Source organism: Xenorhabdus thuongxuanensis, assembly GCF_001908095.1.
Lineage (GTDB): Bacteria > Pseudomonadota > Gammaproteobacteria > Enterobacterales > Enterobacteriaceae > Xenorhabdus > Xenorhabdus thuongxuanensis.
The window spans coordinates 29,288-49,033 of sequence record NZ_MKGR01000001.1; the positions used below are offsets into that span (position 1 = coordinate 29,288).

Sequence of the window (19,746 nt, forward strand, 5' to 3'; positions counted from 1 at the left end):
ATGAATATCAAACAAAGATATGCATAACCCAGCTAACGTTGCAAAGAGAGTTGGCTGGCAATGGATTTGGCTAACTGGCTGTAACCTTTAGCTAAAGCAAGCACTAATTCAGCGTAGCCATCTTTTTCCTGTTTCAACTTAAGGCTGAATGGCCGCCTAATCACCCTGTTCGGGTTAGACAATATCCAATAGCCTTCAATCACTACTTGGCCATCATAGCGCCCGTGAAAAGCCGTTATTGTGATATCCAGCGCATCTGCGTCTTTTTCTAATTCCTGCTGAGAAACCAAACGATGTGGAAATGCTGCGCTCAGTTCAGAAATCAATACTTGTTGTAACTGTTGTTGCAAGGAGCTAGCCCATAAATGGTTCGATGCATTGATATAACTCACCTCCCCTGTCTGATACACAATTCCAGGAGCAGCAAGGTAATCAGAAAGGTTAACCCTTTTTATCCATAGTTGCCGTTCATGTTTAGCCCCCAATTTGCCTTCCTGCGATACCAAGTTAGCCAAGACCGGTAATTGATAATATGTTTTTTGTGGCTGGCTACTACTGCATCCCGAAATAAGCACACTGGCAAACATAAAAAATGACAATTTTGAAATCAATTTTTTCATCATTTAGGCGCCTTTTTAGGTTCAGGATCTTTTATCGCTTTTGCTTCAAATACCAATGCATTACTCTTGTTATTGAGTGTTTTCAAAACAGGCTCCAATTCACGTAATACCTGCTCTAGCTGTTGCATATTATCCATCAGCTTACTATAAGCTGGTGAGCCTGGTTGGATACCCTGCATACTGCGGTTCAACTCATGTAATGTATTTTGTATATCTTTAGGCAGTTCCTGTGCTTCCTTACTCGCAAGAATACGATTTAATTCATCCATCGTTTTCTGCGCTGTTTTGATTGCTTTCTGGCTTTCTTTAAGTGTCTGTGTTGCCTGAACAAACACCGGCTCAATCGGCATATTATTGATTTTATCTAGCACCGTGGTAACTTTTTGTTGAATTTGCGCCAAACCACTACTTACTGTAGGCAGAATTTTATAACCCGCGATTTCATATGGGCCTTTCCAGAGTTTCTCTTTGGTGAAAAAGTCCAGATCAATAAATAACGCACCTGTGAGTAAATTGCCTGGTTTCAAAGTAGCTCTCAATCCCCTGGTAATAATTTCCTTCAATTCTTTGTCTGTGTTGAATCCATTACCTAACTCTTTCACAAATCGCCCTGGTTCAACATGAATCAATACAGGAATACGGAATTCATTGTCGATACGCTGCTTAATATTTTCACTATAAAAAGGGACTCTTGCCACCGTTCCTACTCGGATACCACGGAATTCGACAGGCGCTCCCGGCTGTAAGCCACGCACAGAATCAGAGAAAAATAGCAAAAAGTCTGTATGCTCTTTATACAATACGTTTTGGATACTTTTCTCGCTCTCGTAGAGTTTAAAGACCTCTTTTTCCTTCACTGGATTACCCAGTTCCCAACCTTTTGGTACGTCAAAACTCACTCCCCCGCCAAACAAGGTCGATAATGAAGCAACTTCAACCCGTATACCTTGTGATGACATATCAAATGTGACACCACTTTCTTTCCAAAATCTGACATTTGTGGTCAGTAAAGCGTCATAAGGTGATTTAACGAAAATTTGGTAACGAACCAATCGGGATGTTGGATCAAAAGTGCCAGCCTCAACCGAACCCACTCGATATCCCCTAAAGAGCACTGGATCTCCTGGTGTTAATCGTCCTGCTTTTTCACTGGTCAGAATCAGACGAATACCTTTTGCATCAGGAGAAGCAAGCGGTGGAGCATCAAGCAATGAAAAGCGGTTTTCTTCTTCGCCTTGTGTGCCGGGCTGTAATTCGATGAAAACACCGGACAGTAATGTACTCAGACCAGAAACACCTTCACGGCCAATTTGGGGTTTCACAACCCAGAAAGCAGTATCTGTACGTAGCAAACGATTCATTCCATCATTTAAACGGGCTTTAATGATAACTTGTCCCAAGTTTTCGCTCAAAGACACGCTTTCGACAACTCCAACGTCAACACTACGGCTTTTAATTTTAGTTTTACCTGCCTCAATACCTTCAGCATTAGACGTTATCAGTATGACGTCTGGCCCCTGATGACTAAAATGATAAAACAGTATCCAGGCCCCAATCAGCACAGTGATAATTGGTATGATCCAAACAGGTGACCAACTCTTAAGTTTACGAATTCTGGCCTGAGTCAGATCTTCTTCTTTATCCGTCACCTTACTACTCCTCATTCTTATGTAGCTCAAATTTACGATTGGCTTTGTCCCAAGTTAAACGTGGATCGAACATGATTGATGCAAACATTGTCAAAATAACAACCAAGGCAAACAGGACTGCCCCCAAGGCAGGATAAATACTCATCAATTGCCCCATGCGAACTAACGCGGATAAGACAGCAATAACGAATACATCAATCATTGACCAACGCCCAACAAACTCCACCATTTCATAAATAAAATTCATTTTTTCGGAATCATGGCTCGTTTGATTTTTTGCATCCCAGCATAACCAACCAATAGCCAGCATTTTCAATAAAGGTATCATGATACTGGCAATAAAAATAACCATCGCAACAGGATATGAGCCAGAACCCCAAAGCAAAATAATACCTTCCAGAATAGTGGAATTAATTTGCTGTCCTAGTGCCTGAGTCACCATGATAGGCAAAACATTCGCTGGAATATAAAGTATGGCTGATGTTATCAGTAGTGCCATTGTGGACTGAAGGCTATTGCGGCGACGGGCGTCCCCCTTTGTATGGCAACGGGGGCACCGAGATTGTTGGGCTGGCAAGATTGCAGTACAACTTTGGCAAAGCCTGACACCTTGCACCAAGCCAGGTTTTCCAGCCTGCAAGGGATGGCAAACTTTAGGAGCCGGAGCAATTTCATTCCAAAACCAATGTCTGTCAAGACACTGAAACGCTCTGACCTGAAACAGACAAAACAAGCAATAAGGGAAAAAACTTAGGCCGATGCTGATTTCTCCATGTGCCATCAATTTAACAAAGCTGACCAACACGCCCGCAAGGAAGATTTCTGCCATGCACCATGTTTTCATCTTAAACAGAATGCGCGCCAACTCTATTTTCAAGCGGCGCGCCATTTTGACGTTCTGACATAAGAGGATGATGGCAACCATACAAAATGTCGGCACAAGCTGAACGAAGATCAAGAAAAGCGCAGCCATGCTGGAATAATCTTCGTTGAACATCACCTTGGGGATCTGAGTCAACTTTATTTCACTCACAATCCCCGCCACACTCATGCTAACAAAAGGAAACAGGCAAGCGAGAAAAAGCATGATTAATGCGCTTAATGCATAGCCTGTTGGTTGATTACGCGGCTCTCTCCACTTTGCTGTCAGTAAAGCATTACACCGTGGACAAATCGCCTTTTTCCCTTGTTCCAAATCAGGCACAGCCACCAGCATGTCACACTGGGGACAAAGAACCAGCTTGTCATGCTGGTGGTTATTGGAACACAAAGTGTTTCTCCTTTAGCAAAACCCACAAGTTTTTTTTATGCGGCAGCTATCATCCATTTTTCAGCATTTCCAATTCCTGCCAGCGATCAAACGCTTTTTCCAATTCTTGTTCTTTATTTGCCAATTCATTCAGAACATTTTGTGTAATTTCATGTGGTTGATTGAAGAATTCCAGATCGCTGACCTGAGATTGCAATTTATTTATCTCTTCTTCTAATTTTTCTAATAATAATGGTAGTTGTTCCAATTCTCGCAGTAAATGGTAACTTATCTTATTTGTCCGTTTCGGCGATTCTTTTGGTTTTACCGCCTTGTTTTCAATGCTAACCTTTTTCTCTGGAGCTTGACGCAGGGAAACAGTTTGTGCCCGTTGCTGCTGGGCATCATAATATCCCCCTGCATAATTGTTGATTTCACCATTGCCTTCAAAAACCCAGCATTCAGTGACTGAATTATCAACAAATTGACGATCATGGCTAACCAAAATCACGGTTCCGGTATAGCTATCAACTAATTCTTCAAGTAGCTCCAATGTTTCAACATCGAGATCGTTGGTTGGTTCATCAAGAATAAGCAAATTGCTTGGTTTCAAGAATAGACGGGCCAGCAACAGGCGATTACGCTCACCACCAGATAACGCTCGTACAGGAGTCATCGCACGTTTGGGATGGAAAAGGAAATCCTGCAAATAACCCAATACATGACGAGAACGTCCATTGACCATGATTTCCTGCTTACCTTCAGCGAGGTTATCCATAACCGTCTTATCAGGATCCAGCGCTGCACGATGCTGATCAAAGTAAGCCACTTCAAGTTTAGTACCACAATGAATACGCCCACTGTCTGCTGATAAATCGCCTAGCATTAATTTTAATAATGTCGTTTTACCGCAGCCGTTTGGCCCCACCAACGCAATTTTGTCACCACGTTGGACTTGAGCTGAAAAACTTTCGACCAATATTTTACCGCTAATCTGGTAATTCACATTTTCCATTTCAAAGACAATCTTACCGGAACGTGTCGCTTCCTCGACCTGCATTTTCGCTGTTCCCATAACATTGCGACGTTCAGCACGTTCCACACGTAATGCTTTCAATGCCCTTACCCGACCTTCATTACGGGTACGACGTGCTTTAATACCCTGACGGATCCAAACTTCTTCCTGCGCCAGTTTTTTGTCAAATTCGGCATTCTGCAACTCTTCAACCCGCAGTGCCTCTTCTTTTCCTTCAAGATACTTATCGTAATTTCCCGGCCATGAGGTCAGCTTTCCGCGATCCAGATCAACGATGCGTGTTGCCATGTTACGAATGAATGAGCGGTCATGGGAAATGAACACAAGACTGCCGTTGAAGTCTTTCAGGAAATTTTCCAACCATTCAATAGTATCGATATCAAGATGGTTGGTTGGTTCATCAAGAAACAGCACTTTTGGCGAGCAAACCAGCGCCCTGCCCAAGGCCGCCTTACGTAACCAACCACCGGATAATGAAGAGAGTTTCGCTTCTGCTGGTAAAGAGAGTTGTTTCAATACGTCGTTAATCCGACTATCCAATGACCAGAGGCCACGGATATCCAGCACTTCCTGCAACTCTGCCAGATGGTTGAGATTTTTCTCGCTAGGATCGGTTTCTATTAAACGCGAAACATGATGGAATGCTTTAATATATTCAGCCTGCTCTTTTACTCCTTCTGCAACAAAGTCAAATACTGTGCCTTCTATATCACGGGGAGGATCTTGCTGTAAGCGCGCAACAATCAGGTCTTGTTCATAAATAACCAAACCATCATCTAAGGGTTGCTCTTTTGCCAACACACGCAACAATGTGGATTTTCCCGCACCATTGCGCCCAACCAAACAGACTCTTTCGTTTTCTTCGATATGCAGTTCAGCATTATCCAATAACGGTGCATCACTGAATGATAACCAAGCACCGGATAAACTAATCAATGACATAATGTTATTTTTCCTCGCCAGCGTGATGCAACAACCAGCAGTTATGGATCTGACGATTACGGGCGAAATCCTGAGATAGGGTCTTCTCTGTTATCTCGTTTGCAACCAAACCTAGCTTATTCAATTCAGCAAAATCCATTTTAAAACCCCGTTTATTATTGGAGAACATTAAGACTCCACCCGGACGTAACAAACATTTTAGTTGTTTCATTAATTCGATGTGATCACGCTGAACGTCAAACGTGTTTTCCATTCGCTTGGAATTAGAGAATGTTGGTGGATCAATAAAGATGACATCGAATTGCTCGCGGGTCTGAGCTAACCATCCCAAGCAATCAGCCTGAATCAAACGGTGCTGACGCCCGGTTAGGCCATTTGCCTGTAAGTTTTTCTCTGCCCATTCGAGATAAGTGCGAGACATATCCACCGTGGTTGTCGAACGTGCACCACCCAATCCTGCGTGAACTGTCGCCGAACCGGTATAGGCAAATAAGTTAAGGAAGTCCTTGCCTCTACTCATTTCACCCAATTTTTTGCGGGCAATGCGGTGATCAAGGAATAACCCCGTATCCAAATAATCGGTCAGGTTAACCCAGAATTTCGCACCATATTCGTTGACCAAAAAGAATTCTTTCTTCTCGGCCATCTTTTCATACTGGCTTTTGCCTTTCTGACGTTGACGAGTTTTCAAGATCAGTTGATTGGATGATAAGCCAAGTACATTCATTGTTGCACTAATCACATCAAATAAGCGTTGACGAGCTTTGTTGGCATCCACAGATTTCGGGGGGGAATATTCTTGCACAACGATTTTATCGGCGTAGCGATCAACAGCAACATTGTATTCAGGTAAATCTGCATCATATAAACGGTAGCAATCAATACCTTGCTGTTTGGCCCATTTGCTGATTTTTTTCTCATTTTTACGCAGACGGTTAGCATAATCCTCAGCGATACCTATATCCAATGACTGAGGTCTATCTGCTATCTGTTCATTTTTTTGGATGCAATAATTTTTTTGGATACAATCCAGAGGGCCATTTTTGGCCTTAAACTCACGCTCTGCGCGTAATTGCAAACATCCCAACAATTCTGGCGAAGCACTGAACAATGATAAACGCCAGCCAGGGAAGCGGACTTTCATCACACGACCAAATACACTGTGCAATGCAATCAGTGCAGGTTCACTTTCAAGACGTTCTCCATAAGGTGGGTTGCTTAATACTATTCCCTCTGGCTCTGCCGGCAGGGGATTTTCCAGTTTGCTGGCATCTCCCTGCTGAAATTGGATCAATTGGGACACCCCTGCCCTGCGCGCATTTGAACGTGCCATATCCATTACACGGCGATCGATATCTATTCCAAAAAAGCGAGAAGTCGTTTCCTGTAGTCCCTTACGGAAACGTACCTGTGCTTCTGTAATTACTTCACGCCAGATTGTTTCATTGAATTGCAACCATGATGTGAATCCCCAATGCTTACGATACAAGCCAGGTGCGCAATCTGCCGCCATCATGGCCGCTTCTATTAGCAACGTTCCTGAACCACACATTGGATCAACCATTGGCGTTCCTGGATTCCAACCAGAACGTAAAATAATCGCTGCGGCAAGGTTTTCTTTCAATGGTGCTTGCCCAGCCAAATCACGGTAGCCACGGATATGCAGACTATCTCCACTCAAATCGAGTGATACGGTTGCTTTCTCTTTATTCAGGAAAACATGGATACGGACATCAGGTTGTTGTTTAGCAACATCAGGACGTTGTTTTATTTTGCGCATGAAACTATCGACAATAGCGTCTTTTACTTTCAATGCGCCATATTGTGTATTTCTGATCTCCTCATTCGTGCCGCTGAAATGCACAGAGAACGTACTATCAACTGAGAAAATCTCGCTCCAGTCAATGGATTGGACACCAAGATACAGATCCAAATCACTATAAACTTTAAATTCGTTAAGCGGCATCATGATACGGGATGCCAGTCTGCTCCACAGCAAACTCTTATACATCACACAATCATCACCCTGAAAATGAACCCCACCTTGGGCGATCTTACAGGATTGTGCTCCCAGGATTTCCAGTTCGTTCTTTAACAGTTCTTCCAGTCCACGTGCTGTGCTGGCAAAGAGAGAGTTCATCTTATTAATCATTACAAAAGTTCACCACCAAAAAAATTGTGGCACATTATAGCCAATACCTTCGACATGTCCTAAAGTTGCTGACACAATTAAAGATAAAAACATTTTGGCAAAGATAAAAATATCCTGGAGATAATGGATGCTAACCCTGTCGCGCCTCTATACCTACCCCGTCAAATCCATGCGTGGATTACAACTCTCTCATTCTCTCGTCAATGAAAGTGGCCTGATGTTTGATCGTAATTTTATGATTACCACGACAGACGGTACTTTTATTACTGCCCGCCAATATCCACAGATGCTGCTATTTACTCCCACTATGCTCCATAACGGTCTGTATTTACAGGCTCCAAATGGAGAAAGCGTAACTGTAATTTACGATGATTTTAGAGAGAAACATTTCCCTACCGAAGTTTGGGGAAATCATTTTACCGCTTTAGTCGCACCTGAGATGGTGAATAGTTGGCTTAGTGGTTTTTTTGATAAACCTGTACAACTACGCTGGCTTAGTGAGGAACTAACACGACGAGTCAAGAAATTTCCCAATATTTCTTTATCATTCGCTGACGGTTTTCCCTATTTAATTATCAATGAAGCCTCTTTCCATGCCTTACAACAACGCTGTCCTGCCAGCATTAAAATAGAGCAGTTCCGTGCCAATATCATTGTCACAGGTGCCGCCCCTTTTGAAGAAGATAGCTGGCAAACTATCCAAATCGGCGATATTGTTTTTGATCTACCAAAACCATGCAGTCGTTGTATTTTGACAACAGTCAGCCCGGAAAAAGGCCGTAAAAATCCGCAAAGTGAACCGTTGGCTACACTACAGTCTTTCAGAACAGCTAAAGAAAATAGTGCGGTTGATTTTGGGCAAAATGCCATTGCCCGTAATAGCGGCATTATTCGAGTTGGGGATCGTGTCACCATTTTGGAAAAGAGAACACCACGCGAATATGGTAGTGGTGAACAAACGGTCGATTTACCTGTAAAAGAAGGTGCTCAACAATCCGTTGCTATTGAATTTAATGGACAACGTTTTATTGGTAATAATCAGCAAATTATTTTAGAACAACTCGAAGATCAAGGTATTCAAATTCCTTATTCATGTCGTGCCGGAATTTGTGGTTCCTGTAAGATATCTCTGATTAAAGGGGATGTATTGCCATTAAAATCAACTTCCATCAAAAATAATGGAAAAATTCTGGCATGTAGCTGTATACCTCAAAACGATTTAATCATTGAATTAATATAAACATTAATAATATATAACGATAGCATTTGTATTTAAATCAGGCAGTATAAGTAAGCTAGCTGTCTGATTTTTATTACTGAGTTTTTAAGCAGAAAACATATTATGGAAAAAACATTCCATTGATTGGCACTATAAATATATCAGGATATGTATGATAAAGAACATTCAATAATGCTGATAGAAGTAATTTAATTAGGTTAATAAAATTATGAACATAGCAGCCCAGTAGCCCTAAATCGCCCTATTATATATCGATGATTGTGTTGGCTCAATATAAGGCATGATGCGATCATTCATGACTTTAATGGAATCACAAAAACTCATTACACGATCGTGCAGTTCTAGCTTTTGCTGTACCAATAGACACAAGCTGGCATTATCACCGACTTCTGCGACCATAAACAGCGCTTCAGTGCCACTATCCTGTAATTTAAGCTGAATAATTTCACCATGTTCTGGTTTTTCTACTAAAGAAAAATGGGAGAAATACCAGCTCTTGGGCATTTGTGGTTTCATAAAACGTAGCGCAACCACGCCATTCAAAGCTAATTCAGCCCTAAGCGCAGGAATCATGTTGATACGACGAGAGTGTTCTTCAAAGGTGTAAAAAAGTGCAGCATCATCAACTGAGAATGACATTTCTTTCATTGTAACGGCGTAATCAGTCAACATCTTGGCAGGAAAACGGGAACGAAAAACCATGCCATTAGCGAGATCGAGCATGACACGGCTGTGCTCAGGATCAAAATACCAGCGCCACTGATCATCAGGTTTAATTTTCATTGATTACCCTTTTATGCTCAAAATAGCTTTTTTGTTAAAATAAGCATTTACCAGCGAAATAAGAAGTTAAAGAATAAATGATAAAATTTAATCTATAAGACGAAATATAGACGAGTTGAGGGCAGAAATAAACCCCTACCCCCAAATTGCAGCAAATATTCAGATATGATTAACAATATCTTTGATGAGTTTTGGTCCTTTATAGATAAAACCGGAATATATCTGAATTAATGAAGCACCTGCTTCTATTTTTTCCCTGGCTGCAACAAGTGAGTCAATTCCTCCTACACCAATAATCGGTATTTCGCCTTTTAATTCTTGCGAAAGGCGACGGATAATCTCTGTGCTGCGCAATTGCACAGGGCGCCCACTCAATCCCCCTGCCTGCTGACAGTGATTCAAACCTTCGATAATCTTTCTATCCAATGTGGTATTTGTTGCAATAACCCCATCAATATAATGGCGCATTAAACTATCAGCTATTTTTATTAATTCTTCTTCTGAAAGATCGGGAGAGATTTTAACAGCAACAGGAACATACTTTTGGAACTTTTGCTGTAGTTCGCTTTGCTTATTTTTAATTGCAAACAAGAGATCATCCAGTGCATCACCGTACTGTAATGTCCTCAAGCCAGGCGTATTAGGAGAAGAAATATTGATAGTGATATAACCTGCATGAGGATAAACTTTATCCATGCAAATTAAATAATCATCTTTTCCATTTTCGACCGGAGTATCTTTATTTTTGCCAATATTGATCCCGATAATCCCATCATATTTTGCGCGCTTAACATTCTCAACCAGATTATCCACCCCAAGATTATTGAATCCCATCCGGTTGATGATCCCTTCCGCTTCAACCACACGGAATAATCTTGGCTTATCATTTCCAGCTTGCGGGCGCGGTGTCACTGTACCAATTTCAACAAATCCAAAGCCCATCGCACCAAACGCATCAATGCAATCCCCGTTTTTATCGAGACCAGCAGCTAAACCTAGTGGATTGTTAAAAGACAACCCCATGCAAGTAACGGGCTTAGTGGCAACTGATTGGCGGATAAGAAATTCGAAAGGAGTACCGGCAACACGTTTGAGTTGGCGGAAAGTCAGCTCATGTGCCTGTTCAGGATCAAGTTGGAACAACGCCTTCCGTACTAGAGAGTAATACATTTAAATTAACCTATTGTTCTTTATGATTGTCTTTACGTGAGAATTGTCAGTTATACATTTTGAATTATACGCAATCTCATACATATATAATTGCTGCGCTGTTGTAGCAGGAAGAGAGCGCTAATTTACCATTATATGAGTAAACAAAAAAGCCTTCTCTATAAGCAGGTAAAAACAAGCAGGCAGAAACAAACCCCGTTTAAAACAACAGCGGGGTTTGGTAGCGATCTCATCTCCGATAATAACCGAAAAATATGTTACATATTAACTTTCAAGCGCCTTGGTAATCTTTTCGAACAGGTCACCAGATAAGTTCTCTAATCCTTTTAACTGTTCCAGTGCCGCACGCATCAAAACCTGACGTTTTTCATCATAACGTTTCAGACGAATCAATGGATCAATCAAATGTGATGCTACTTGCGGATTTAAACTATTCAATTCGGTTAGCACTTCCACCAAAAATTGATAACCACTACCATCTTCAGCATGGAAGGCCACAGCATTTTTACTAAAGAATATTCTCAACAGTGAATAAACACGGTTTGGATTGCTCAAACTGAAAGAATGATGTTTCATCAAGCCACGCACTTTCTCAAGCACATCAAAGGCTGGATTGGTTGCTTGCAGCCTGAACCATTTATCCATAACCAAGCCATTCTGATGCCAGCGCTGATCAAATTCATCCATTAATTGATAACTGCAAGGCAATTCAGCAGATACAGCCGCAGATAAAGCAGCGATACTGTCAGTCATGTTATCAGCGTGATAATATTGTGCCGCCACTAATTTATCTGCCAATTCTTTGCTATCAATAAAGGCCAAATAGTAGAGGCAAGTATTACGCAGGTCACGTTTTGCAATATCCTTATGCTCTACACGGTATGCGCCTGTATGGAGACTGTGATAAACCGCAGAAAACTCATCCACCATTTCATTAGCCAGTGTCTTTGTCATGGCACGAATGACATCATGGATAGCTTTCGGCTCTACCACCGTAAATAGTTCTGCTATTTCATTTTCAGATGGCAGGTTCAAGATCAATGCAGCCAGAGCCGGATCGATATCTTTATCCAACAATACAGCACGGAAAGTATCAATAACATGCATTGGCAATTCCAGTGGCAGAGATTTTTGGTGACGGGCAACATTCAGCTTCACATAGTTGGTTAGCAATGCCTGTGCCGCATCCCAACAGGAGAACTCATTACGCGCATGTTTCATTAAAAATGAAAGCTGCTCATCACTGTATGGATAATCCAATTTCACTGGTGCAGAAAACTCACGCAATAAAGAAGGAACAGGCCGTGATGAAACTTCATCAAAGACAAATGATTGTTTTGCATTAATCACATTCAAAACATGATGCACAGGCTGACCATTACGACGCAGCGGGATCACTCTTCCTTGTTCATCATAAAGTTCAATATCCAGAGGAATGTGCAGCGGTTGTTTCTCTTGCTGATCTGCCGTTGGTGATGTCATTTGACTGACATGCAAAATATATTGTTGCTTTTCTGCATCGTATTCGTCACGGACAGCCAGCACAGGTGTCCCGGATTGGCTATACCAACGGCGGAAGAGGGTCAAATCGACGTTTGAAGCGTCTTCCATTGCCTGCACAAAATCATCACAGGTAGCCGCGCTACCATCATGGCGATGGATATAAAGCTGCATACCCGCCTGAAATTGTTCTTCACCTAATAAGGTGTGGATCATCCGAATCACTTCCGCGCCTTTTTCATAAACGGTCAACGTATAGAAGTTATTCATTTCCATCACCTGATCAGGACGGATAGGGTGAGCCATAGGGCCGGCATCTTCGGCAAATTGTGCAGAACGCATAACACGCACATTCTTGATGCGGTTAACCGAACGTGAACCTAGATCAGAACTGAATTCCTGATCACGGAATACTGTCAGCCCTTCTTTCAGGCTTAACTGGAACCAGTCACGACAGGTAATGCGGTTTCCGGTCCAGTTATGGAAATATTCATGTCCGATCACAGCTTCAATAGCGAGATAGTCTTCATCAGTCGCCGTTTCCGTTTTTGCCAAAACATATTTGGAATTGAAGATGTTTAATCCCTTATTCTCCATCGCACCCATATTGAAGAAATCAACGGCAACAATCATATATATATCAAGGTCATACTCCAAACCAAAGCGGGTTTCATCCCATTTCATTGAGTTTTTCAACGATGTCATGGCCCAGTTAGCACGATCCAAGTTGCCCCGATCAACAAACAGCTCCAGTGCAACCTCACGGCCACTGCGGGTCACAAACGTGTCACGCAAGACATCAAAATCCCCCGCAACTAATGCGAACAAGTAAGCAGGTTTTGGGAACGGGTCTTGCCATTTTACCCAATGACGCCCATCTTCCAGCTCCCCTTGTTCAATACGGTTACCATTGGAAAGCAGGAATGGGTATCTGGATTTATCCGCAGTAATGCGAGTTGTGAAACAAGCCAGAACATCTGGGCGATCCAAATAATACGTGATGTGGCGGAATCCCTCAGCCTCACACTGGGTACACAAAGCATCGCCAGACACATACAGTCCCTCAAGGGCTGTATTTGCTGTCGGGTGAATTTCATTCACAATTTTCAGGGTAAACAGGGCTGGAAGTTGTTCAATCAGCAACTTTCCATCCTGTTCCTGATAATGCTCCCACGCTTTATCATCTATATAGATGCCTTTTAACGTGAGATTTTCTCCATCCAAAACCAGTGGGGTAATGTCATTAGCCTGACGTTTTACCTGACTGATTGCCGTCACCGTTGTTTTTTCAGCATCCAGATCAAAATCAAGATCAATGTTGGTAATTGTGTAATCTGGTGCTTTATAATCCAAACGGTGTTTAACGAGTCGCTGTTGTGTCATAGGGAACCTTTTCCATTATTTTTAAAAACATAAACGCTGCCATAGAGAAATCTTCCTTTCAATCAATAAGTCTCTTTTTTTGGATGTTAATAACTTATTAAATAAAAGTATAAATGATGTGGTCAGCATATTAGTACTTTCGTGCTAATTGTAATCTCATATCTCATTTAACATGATATTATCTATAAACGGATTAACCTTAATCTTTAGATTCGGGAAAATATATGTCGCTATATGGCTTCAATAACCCAATAATCACGGTATACTCTCCCGACTTTATCGATTTAGCTGACACGAATATGCTCCGCGAGGATGCCTGACGCGCCATGACTTTAGACGCTACCCCGATTATCAAATCACTGCTTGATACTGATGCCTATAAGTTTCACATGCAACAAGCAGTGTACCACCATTACAACAATATTCCTGTTGTTGCAGAATTTCGTTGCCGTGGTGATGAACTGCTCGGAGAATACGCCGAGCCATTACGTCATCAAATTGACATGATGGCAGACTTAGCATTGACAGAACACGAAGTCGATTATCTTTCTCGCCTTCCGTTCTTCAAAGAGGATTACCTGAACTGGTGCAAAACATTCCGCTTTAATCCTAAACAAGTCGAAGTTTCTGTTACCCATGATGGGCAATTAGCCATCCGCATTTCCGGTTTATGGCACGAAGTTATCTTGTGGGAAGTGCCCTTGCTTGCCCTGATAAGCGAATTGGTTCATCGTCATCACTCACCTGAAGTAACGCCTGAAAATGCTGTTATTCAGCTGAGAAAACTGATTGAACTGTTTTACAAAGATGCTGTAGAAAAAAATATTGATCTATCCGGTTTTAAATTAATGGATTTTGGTACGCGCCGTCGTTTTTCACACGCCGTGCAATACGCCATTATCAATGAGCTTAAAAATAGCTTCCCTTATTTGATTGGAACCAGCAATTATCAACTGGCAGAACAGCTTGATCTTCCGCCTCTCGGCACACAAGCCCATGAATGGTTTCAAGCTCACCAGCAAATTAGTCCGGAACTTGCTAATAGCCAAAGAGCAGCACTGCAAACCTGGCTGAATGAGTATCCAAACCAGTTAGGCATCGCCCTGACTGACTGTATTACCATGGATGCTTTTCTGCGAGATTTTGACAAACCATTAGCAACAGCTTACCAGGGCCTGCGTCATGACTCAGGTGATCCTATTGAGTGGGGTGAAAAAGCCATAGCACATTACCAATCACTGGGTATCGATCCAATGACGAAAACATTGGTGTTCTCTGACAGTTTGGATCTGCAAAAAGCACTGGCGCTGTATCACCATTTCCATAAGAGAATTAATGTTGTTTTCGGCATTGGCACACGACTGACTTGTAATATTCCGGGCATCAAGCCACTGAATATTGTTATCAAATTGGTCGAATGCAATGGTAAACCCGTGGCAAAACTGTCGGATAGCCCCGGAAAAACCATCTGTGAAGATGATGAGTTTGTCAACAGGTTACGTCGGGCATTCGACATTCCCTATATAGAGAAAGTGGTATAGAAAAAACGGCATAACTGACTAATTATCTTTTGCGTAACCAGCTTCATGTTGGTTACGCAAATCAAAAAACAACTTTTCCCTCTATTTCCTCATTAAGACCCGCAATTTCCTCTTGTTTCCTGAGAGATGACAAGTAAGATAGGCGATCTGCTCCTGAATGCAGGAGTATTTGGTAAATCTATCTAGTTATTAATCCACTATATAAAAAAGAGAGAAATTTATGAGCGTAGCGCCTGTAGTCGATGTACTGCAAGGCCGGGTTCCGGTTGGCAACGAAGTCACCGTTCGCGGTTGGATACGTACAAGGAGAGATTCTAAAGCTGGTATCTCGTTCCTCGCCGTCTATGACGGTTCCTGCTTTAATCCATTACAGGCCGTCGTTAATAATAATTTACCTAATTATCAGGATGAAATATTACATTTAACCACGGGCTGTTCTGTCGAAATCACCGGCACAGTGGTGGAATCGCAAGGGAAGGGCCAGGATTTTGAATTGCAAGCCACTAAAGTCGTTGTTGTTGGCATGGTTGATGATCCGGATACTTACCCAATGGCGGCTAAACGCCACAGTATTGAATACCTGCGTGAAGTGGCCCATCTTCGCCCACGCACCAATTTGATCGGCGCAGTTGCCCGTGTTCGCCATACATTGGCCCAGGCCCTGCATCGTTTCTTCCATGAAAAAGGCTTCTTCTGGGTATCCTCTCCGCTGATTACCGCATCAGATACAGAAGGCGCTGGCGAAATGTTCCGCGTTTCCACTTTGGATTTACAAAACTTGCCACGCACAGATAAGGGCGAAGTGGATTTCAGCCAGGATTTCTTTGGCCGTGAAGCTTTCCTTACTGTATCCGGCCAATTGAACGGTGAAGCCTATGCTTGTGCATTGAGCAAAATCTATACCTTCGGGCCAACTTTCCGCGCAGAAAATTCCAATACCAGCCGCCACTTGGCAGAGTTTTGGATGGTTGAGCCAGAAGTGGCATTTGCCGATCTGAATGATATCGCCAAACTCTCAGAAGAAATGCTGAAATATGTTTTCAAGGCTGCATTAGAAGAGCGTGCTGATGATCTGGCTTTCTTTGCAGAACGCGTTGATAATGAAGTTATCACTCGTCTGGAAAAATTCGTTGATTCAGATTTCGTTCAGTTGGATTACACTGATGCAATAGAAATTCTGGAAAATTGTGGCCAGAAATTTGAAAACCCTGTTTTCTGGGGTGTTGATTTGGCATCGGAGCATGAGCGTTATCTGGCAGAGAAACATTTTCAAGCACCAGTGATCATGAAAAACTATCCAAAAGACATCAAAGCCTTCTATATGCGCATGAACGAAGATGGCAAAACCGTTGCTGCAATGGATGTATTGGCTCCGGGCATTGGTGAAATTATCGGTGGTTCTCAACGTGAAGAGCGTCTGGATATGCTGGATCAACGTATGGAAGAAATGGGGCTGAATAAAGAAGATTACTGGTGGTATCGTGATCTGCGTCGTTACGGCACCGTTCCTCATGCCGGTTTCGGTTTAGGCTTCGAACGTTTGGTCGCTTATGTTACTGGCGTATCCAACGTTCGTGACGTTATCCCGTTCCCACGGACACCAAGAAACGCAAGTTTCTAATGAATCAGCTTAATAAATAAGCTAAAAATCAATCCAATAAAAAGCCAGCGAAAGTTGGCTTTTTTTATTTTATGGTGAAAAGTACACTAAAAAAGTTCCCTAACATTTACATTTTGAAACATCTATTTTCACTTTGTTACTGATTCTGTGCTTTTGTAGCATTTTGAGGGTAGATAAAATTCATTACCAATGGAACACTGGTCGCCGACTAATAAGACACTCGATACCCACAAATAGTTCCAAAATTTTTTAGTGTTCTATTTCTGGCAGTGGCAGGTGTCTAGATAACACCAATGAGGGTAATAATAATGAAACGCAATGTTCTTGCAGTGGTAATCCCAGCTCTGTTGGTTGCTGGTACAGCAAACGCAGCTGAAATCTTTAACAAAGATGGCAATAAACTGGATCTGTACGGTAAAGTGGACGTTCGTCATCAGATCGCAGACAAAAAAAGCGGTGATGACGGCGATGATTCCTACGTGCGTCTCGGCATTAAAGGCGAAACCCAAATCTCTGATCAACTGACTGGTTTCGGTCGTTGGGAATACAACATCCAATCTAATCGCGCAGAAGGTAAAGACGAAACAACCAAAACCCGTTTAGCTTTCGCTGGTTTGAAATTCGCTAACTACGGCTCACTGGATTACGGCCGTAACTACGGCATAAACTACGATATCAACGTATGGACTGACGTGCTGCCAATTTTCGGTGCTGATTCCATGTCTCAAAATGACAACTACATGACTGGTCGTGCTACTGGTCTGTTGACTTACCGCAATACTGACTTCTTCGGTTTGGTTGATGGCCTGAATTTTGCCCTGCAATACCAAGGTCAAAATAGTGATCGTACTAAGAATAATCGTCCTTATGCTAATGCAAACGGTGATGGTTATGGCTTCTCCACTACCTACAACGTAGGTTATGGTATCACTGTTGGCGGTACTTACGCTAATTCGGCTCGTGCAAATAAACAGTGGAATGATGTCAATGCTAAAGGTGAACGTGCTGAAGCATGGAACATCGGTGCTAAATATGATGCTAATAACGTATACTTGGCTGCATTGTACGGCGAAACCCGTAATATGACTAAATTTCCTCTTGGTAATAATAAAGATTATCTTGCAAACAAAACTCAAAATATTGAGTTAGTTGCGCAATACTTATTCTCTGACTTAGCCCTGAAACCATCTCTGGCTTACGTTCAGTCTAAAGGTAAAGAACTGGGTGAAAGTGAAAAACGCTACAACAGAGATCTGGTTAAATATGTTTCTGTAGGAACTTACTACTACTTTAACAAAAACCTGTCTACCTATGTTGATTACAAAATCAACCTGCTGGACAAGAACAAAGGCGGAGACTCAAACGCTCGCAACGTATTGGGTGTTGGTCTGACCTATCAGTTCTAATTACTGTTGGTAAACTATTTAGCGAAAAACTAATAAGTCTATCCCAGAAAAAGCAGCGTTTTGGCGCTGCTTTTTGAATTTTATCCCTCTGTTTTTTCAGGTTCTTTTTTTCACTCCGTAAACTACTTCACAAGATTTTATTCTTTTTGCTACAAGTGGTTGGCAAATAGGTTTCTTAAGGTTACCCTGAGCGGCGTATACCTTATTTTGGGCTTAACTCTCCGAGTCTTGGAATCAAAAAAATGTTTGAAAAAATCACAGCAGCACCTGCCGACCCGATTCTTGGTTTAGCGGATAGCTTTAAAGCAGATCCCCGTGAAAATAAAATTAACTTGGGTATCGGCGTCTACAAAGATGAAACAGGTAAAACCCCTGTTCTGACTACCGTTAAAAAAGCAGAGAAATTTCTACTAGAAAACGAAACAACTAAAAATTATCTGGCAATTAGTGGATTACCTGAATTCGGCCGCGTCACTCAGGAACTGCTTTTCGGTAAAAACAACCCTATTGTCACTGACAAACGCGCCCGTACTGTACAAAGCCCAGGTGGAACTGGCGCACTGCGTATTGCCGCTGACTTTATTGCTAAGCAGACCAATGCAAAACGTGTCTGGATCAGCAACCCAACCTGGCCAAACCACAAAGGCGTTTTCTCCAGCGCTGGCTTGGAGATCTGCGAATACAACTATTACGATGCACAAAATCATGCCTTGGATTTCGATGGTATGTTGGCAAGCTTGTCTGAAGTACAAGCAGGTGATGTTGTTCTGTTACATGGCTGCTGTCATAACCCAACTGGTATCGACCCAACTGCTGAACAGTGGCAGAAACTGGCAGATTTATCTGCTGAAAATGGCTGGTTACCAGTATTCGACTTTGCTTACCAAGGTTTTGCCAAAGGATTAGATGAAGATGCTGAAGGTCTGCGTATCTTTACCAGAAACCACAATGAGCTAATTGTTGCCAGCTCTTATTCCAAGAACTTTGGTTTATACAATGAACGTGTTGGTGCCTGCACCATCGTTGCAACAGACAGCGATACTGCAGAAAAAGCATTTAGCCAGGCAAAATCCATTGTGCGTACTAATTACTCTAACCCACCGGCGCACGGTGCTTCCGTTGTGACGACCATTCTGTCCAATGATGACCTGAAAGCCGAATGGATTCAGGAATTGGCAACAATGCGTGAGCGTATTCAGCGTATGCGCCAACTGTTTGTAAACACCTTACAAGAAAAAGGTGCGAAGCAAGACTTTAGCTTTATTAGCGCTCAAAATGGTATGTTCTCATTCAGCGGATTGACTAAAGAACAAGTCGATCGCCTGCGTGAAGAGTATGGTATTTACGCGGTCAGCTCTGGCCGTATCAACGTAGCAGGTCTGACACTGGAAAATATGGTTCCTCTGTGTGAAGCTATCGTTGCAGTACTCTAGTCTCATCTGAATTTCCCAAAA

At 42.3% G+C, this 19,746-nt stretch carries 13 protein-coding genes; 5 read left to right on the forward strand and 8 right to left on the reverse strand.

Annotated features, from left to right (window positions below; genetic code table 11):
* Positions 1 to 32 precede the first annotated feature (32 nt).
* The 5 genes from pqiC to rlmKL are packed head-to-tail and all read right to left on the reverse strand — an operon-like array spanning position 33 to position 7,636.
* Positions 33 to 620, reverse strand: coding sequence for a membrane integrity-associated transporter subunit PqiC (pqiC, locus tag Xentx_RS00205; protein WP_074018492.1), 588 nt, complete (start codon positions 618 to 620; stop codon positions 33 to 35).
* On the reverse strand, positions 620 to 2,269 hold the full coding sequence (gene pqiB, locus Xentx_RS00210) for an intermembrane transport protein PqiB (protein ID WP_074018264.1): 1,650 nt from the start codon (positions 2,267 to 2,269) through the stop codon (positions 620 to 622). Before pqiB ends, pqiC begins: the two co-directional genes overlap by 1 nt.
* A 4-nt stretch (positions 2,270 to 2,273) precedes the next feature.
* Positions 2,274 to 3,539, reverse strand: coding sequence for a membrane integrity-associated transporter subunit PqiA (gene pqiA / locus Xentx_RS00215; RefSeq protein ID WP_074018265.1), 1,266 nt, complete (start codon positions 3,537 to 3,539; stop codon positions 2,274 to 2,276).
* 49 nt (positions 3,540 to 3,588) lie between these two features.
* Positions 3,589 to 5,496 (reverse strand): ABC transporter ATP-binding protein, encoded by a 1,908-nt coding sequence (locus Xentx_RS00220; protein WP_074018266.1) that lies wholly within the window; start codon positions 5,494 to 5,496, stop codon positions 3,589 to 3,591.
* A 4-nt stretch (positions 5,497 to 5,500) separates the two neighbouring features.
* Positions 5,501 to 7,636, reverse strand: coding sequence for a bifunctional 23S rRNA (guanine(2069)-N(7))-methyltransferase RlmK/23S rRNA (guanine(2445)-N(2))-methyltransferase RlmL (rlmKL, locus tag Xentx_RS00225; RefSeq protein ID WP_074018493.1), 2,136 nt, complete (start codon positions 7,634 to 7,636; stop codon positions 5,501 to 5,503).
* 139 nt (positions 7,637 to 7,775) lie between these two features.
* Here rlmKL and Xentx_RS00230 point away from each other — a divergent pair, with 139 nt between their 5' ends.
* On the forward strand, positions 7,776 to 8,888 hold the full coding sequence (locus Xentx_RS00230) for a YcbX family protein (RefSeq protein ID WP_074018267.1): 1,113 nt from the start codon (positions 7,776 to 7,778) through the stop codon (positions 8,886 to 8,888).
* Between the two features lie 231 nt (positions 8,889 to 9,119).
* Here the strand turns inward: Xentx_RS00230 and Xentx_RS00235 are convergent, their stop codons facing one another.
* The 3 genes from Xentx_RS00235 to pepN form a co-directional block, all read right to left on the reverse strand.
* Positions 9,120 to 9,671 carry a cell division protein ZapC gene (locus Xentx_RS00235; RefSeq protein ID WP_074018268.1) on the reverse strand — a complete coding sequence of 184 codons (552 nt, stop codon included), beginning with the start codon at positions 9,669 to 9,671 and terminating at the stop codon, positions 9,120 to 9,122.
* Positions 9,672 to 9,830: 159 nt separating this feature from the next.
* Positions 9,831 to 10,841, reverse strand: coding sequence for a quinone-dependent dihydroorotate dehydrogenase (gene pyrD / locus Xentx_RS00240; protein ID WP_074018269.1), 1,011 nt, complete (start codon positions 10,839 to 10,841; stop codon positions 9,831 to 9,833).
* 264 nt (positions 10,842 to 11,105) lie between these two features.
* Positions 11,106 to 13,724 carry an aminopeptidase N gene (gene pepN / locus Xentx_RS00245; RefSeq protein WP_074018270.1) on the reverse strand — a complete coding sequence of 873 codons (2,619 nt, stop codon included), beginning with the start codon at positions 13,722 to 13,724 and terminating at the stop codon, positions 11,106 to 11,108.
* 326 nt (positions 13,725 to 14,050) lie between these two features.
* Between pepN and pncB the strand changes: the two genes are divergently transcribed.
* The 4 genes from pncB (at position 14,051) to Xentx_RS00265 (ending at position 19,725) form a co-directional block, all read left to right on the forward strand.
* Positions 14,051 to 15,265, forward strand: coding sequence for a nicotinate phosphoribosyltransferase (gene pncB, locus Xentx_RS00250; protein ID WP_074018271.1), 1,215 nt, complete (start codon positions 14,051 to 14,053; stop codon positions 15,263 to 15,265).
* A 220-nt stretch (positions 15,266 to 15,485) separates the two neighbouring features.
* On the forward strand, positions 15,486 to 16,886 hold the full coding sequence (gene asnS / locus Xentx_RS00255; protein WP_074018272.1) for an asparagine--tRNA ligase: 1,401 nt from the start codon (positions 15,486 to 15,488) through the stop codon (positions 16,884 to 16,886).
* A gap of 308 nt (positions 16,887 to 17,194) precedes the next feature.
* Positions 17,195 to 18,292 carry a porin gene (locus Xentx_RS00260; protein WP_083600832.1) on the forward strand — a complete coding sequence of 366 codons (1,098 nt, stop codon included), beginning with the start codon at positions 17,195 to 17,197 and terminating at the stop codon, positions 18,290 to 18,292.
* A gap of 242 nt (positions 18,293 to 18,534) precedes the next feature.
* On the forward strand, positions 18,535 to 19,725 hold the full coding sequence (locus Xentx_RS00265; protein ID WP_074018273.1) for an amino acid aminotransferase: 1,191 nt from the start codon (positions 18,535 to 18,537) through the stop codon (positions 19,723 to 19,725).
* Positions 19,726 to 19,746 lie beyond the last annotated feature (21 nt).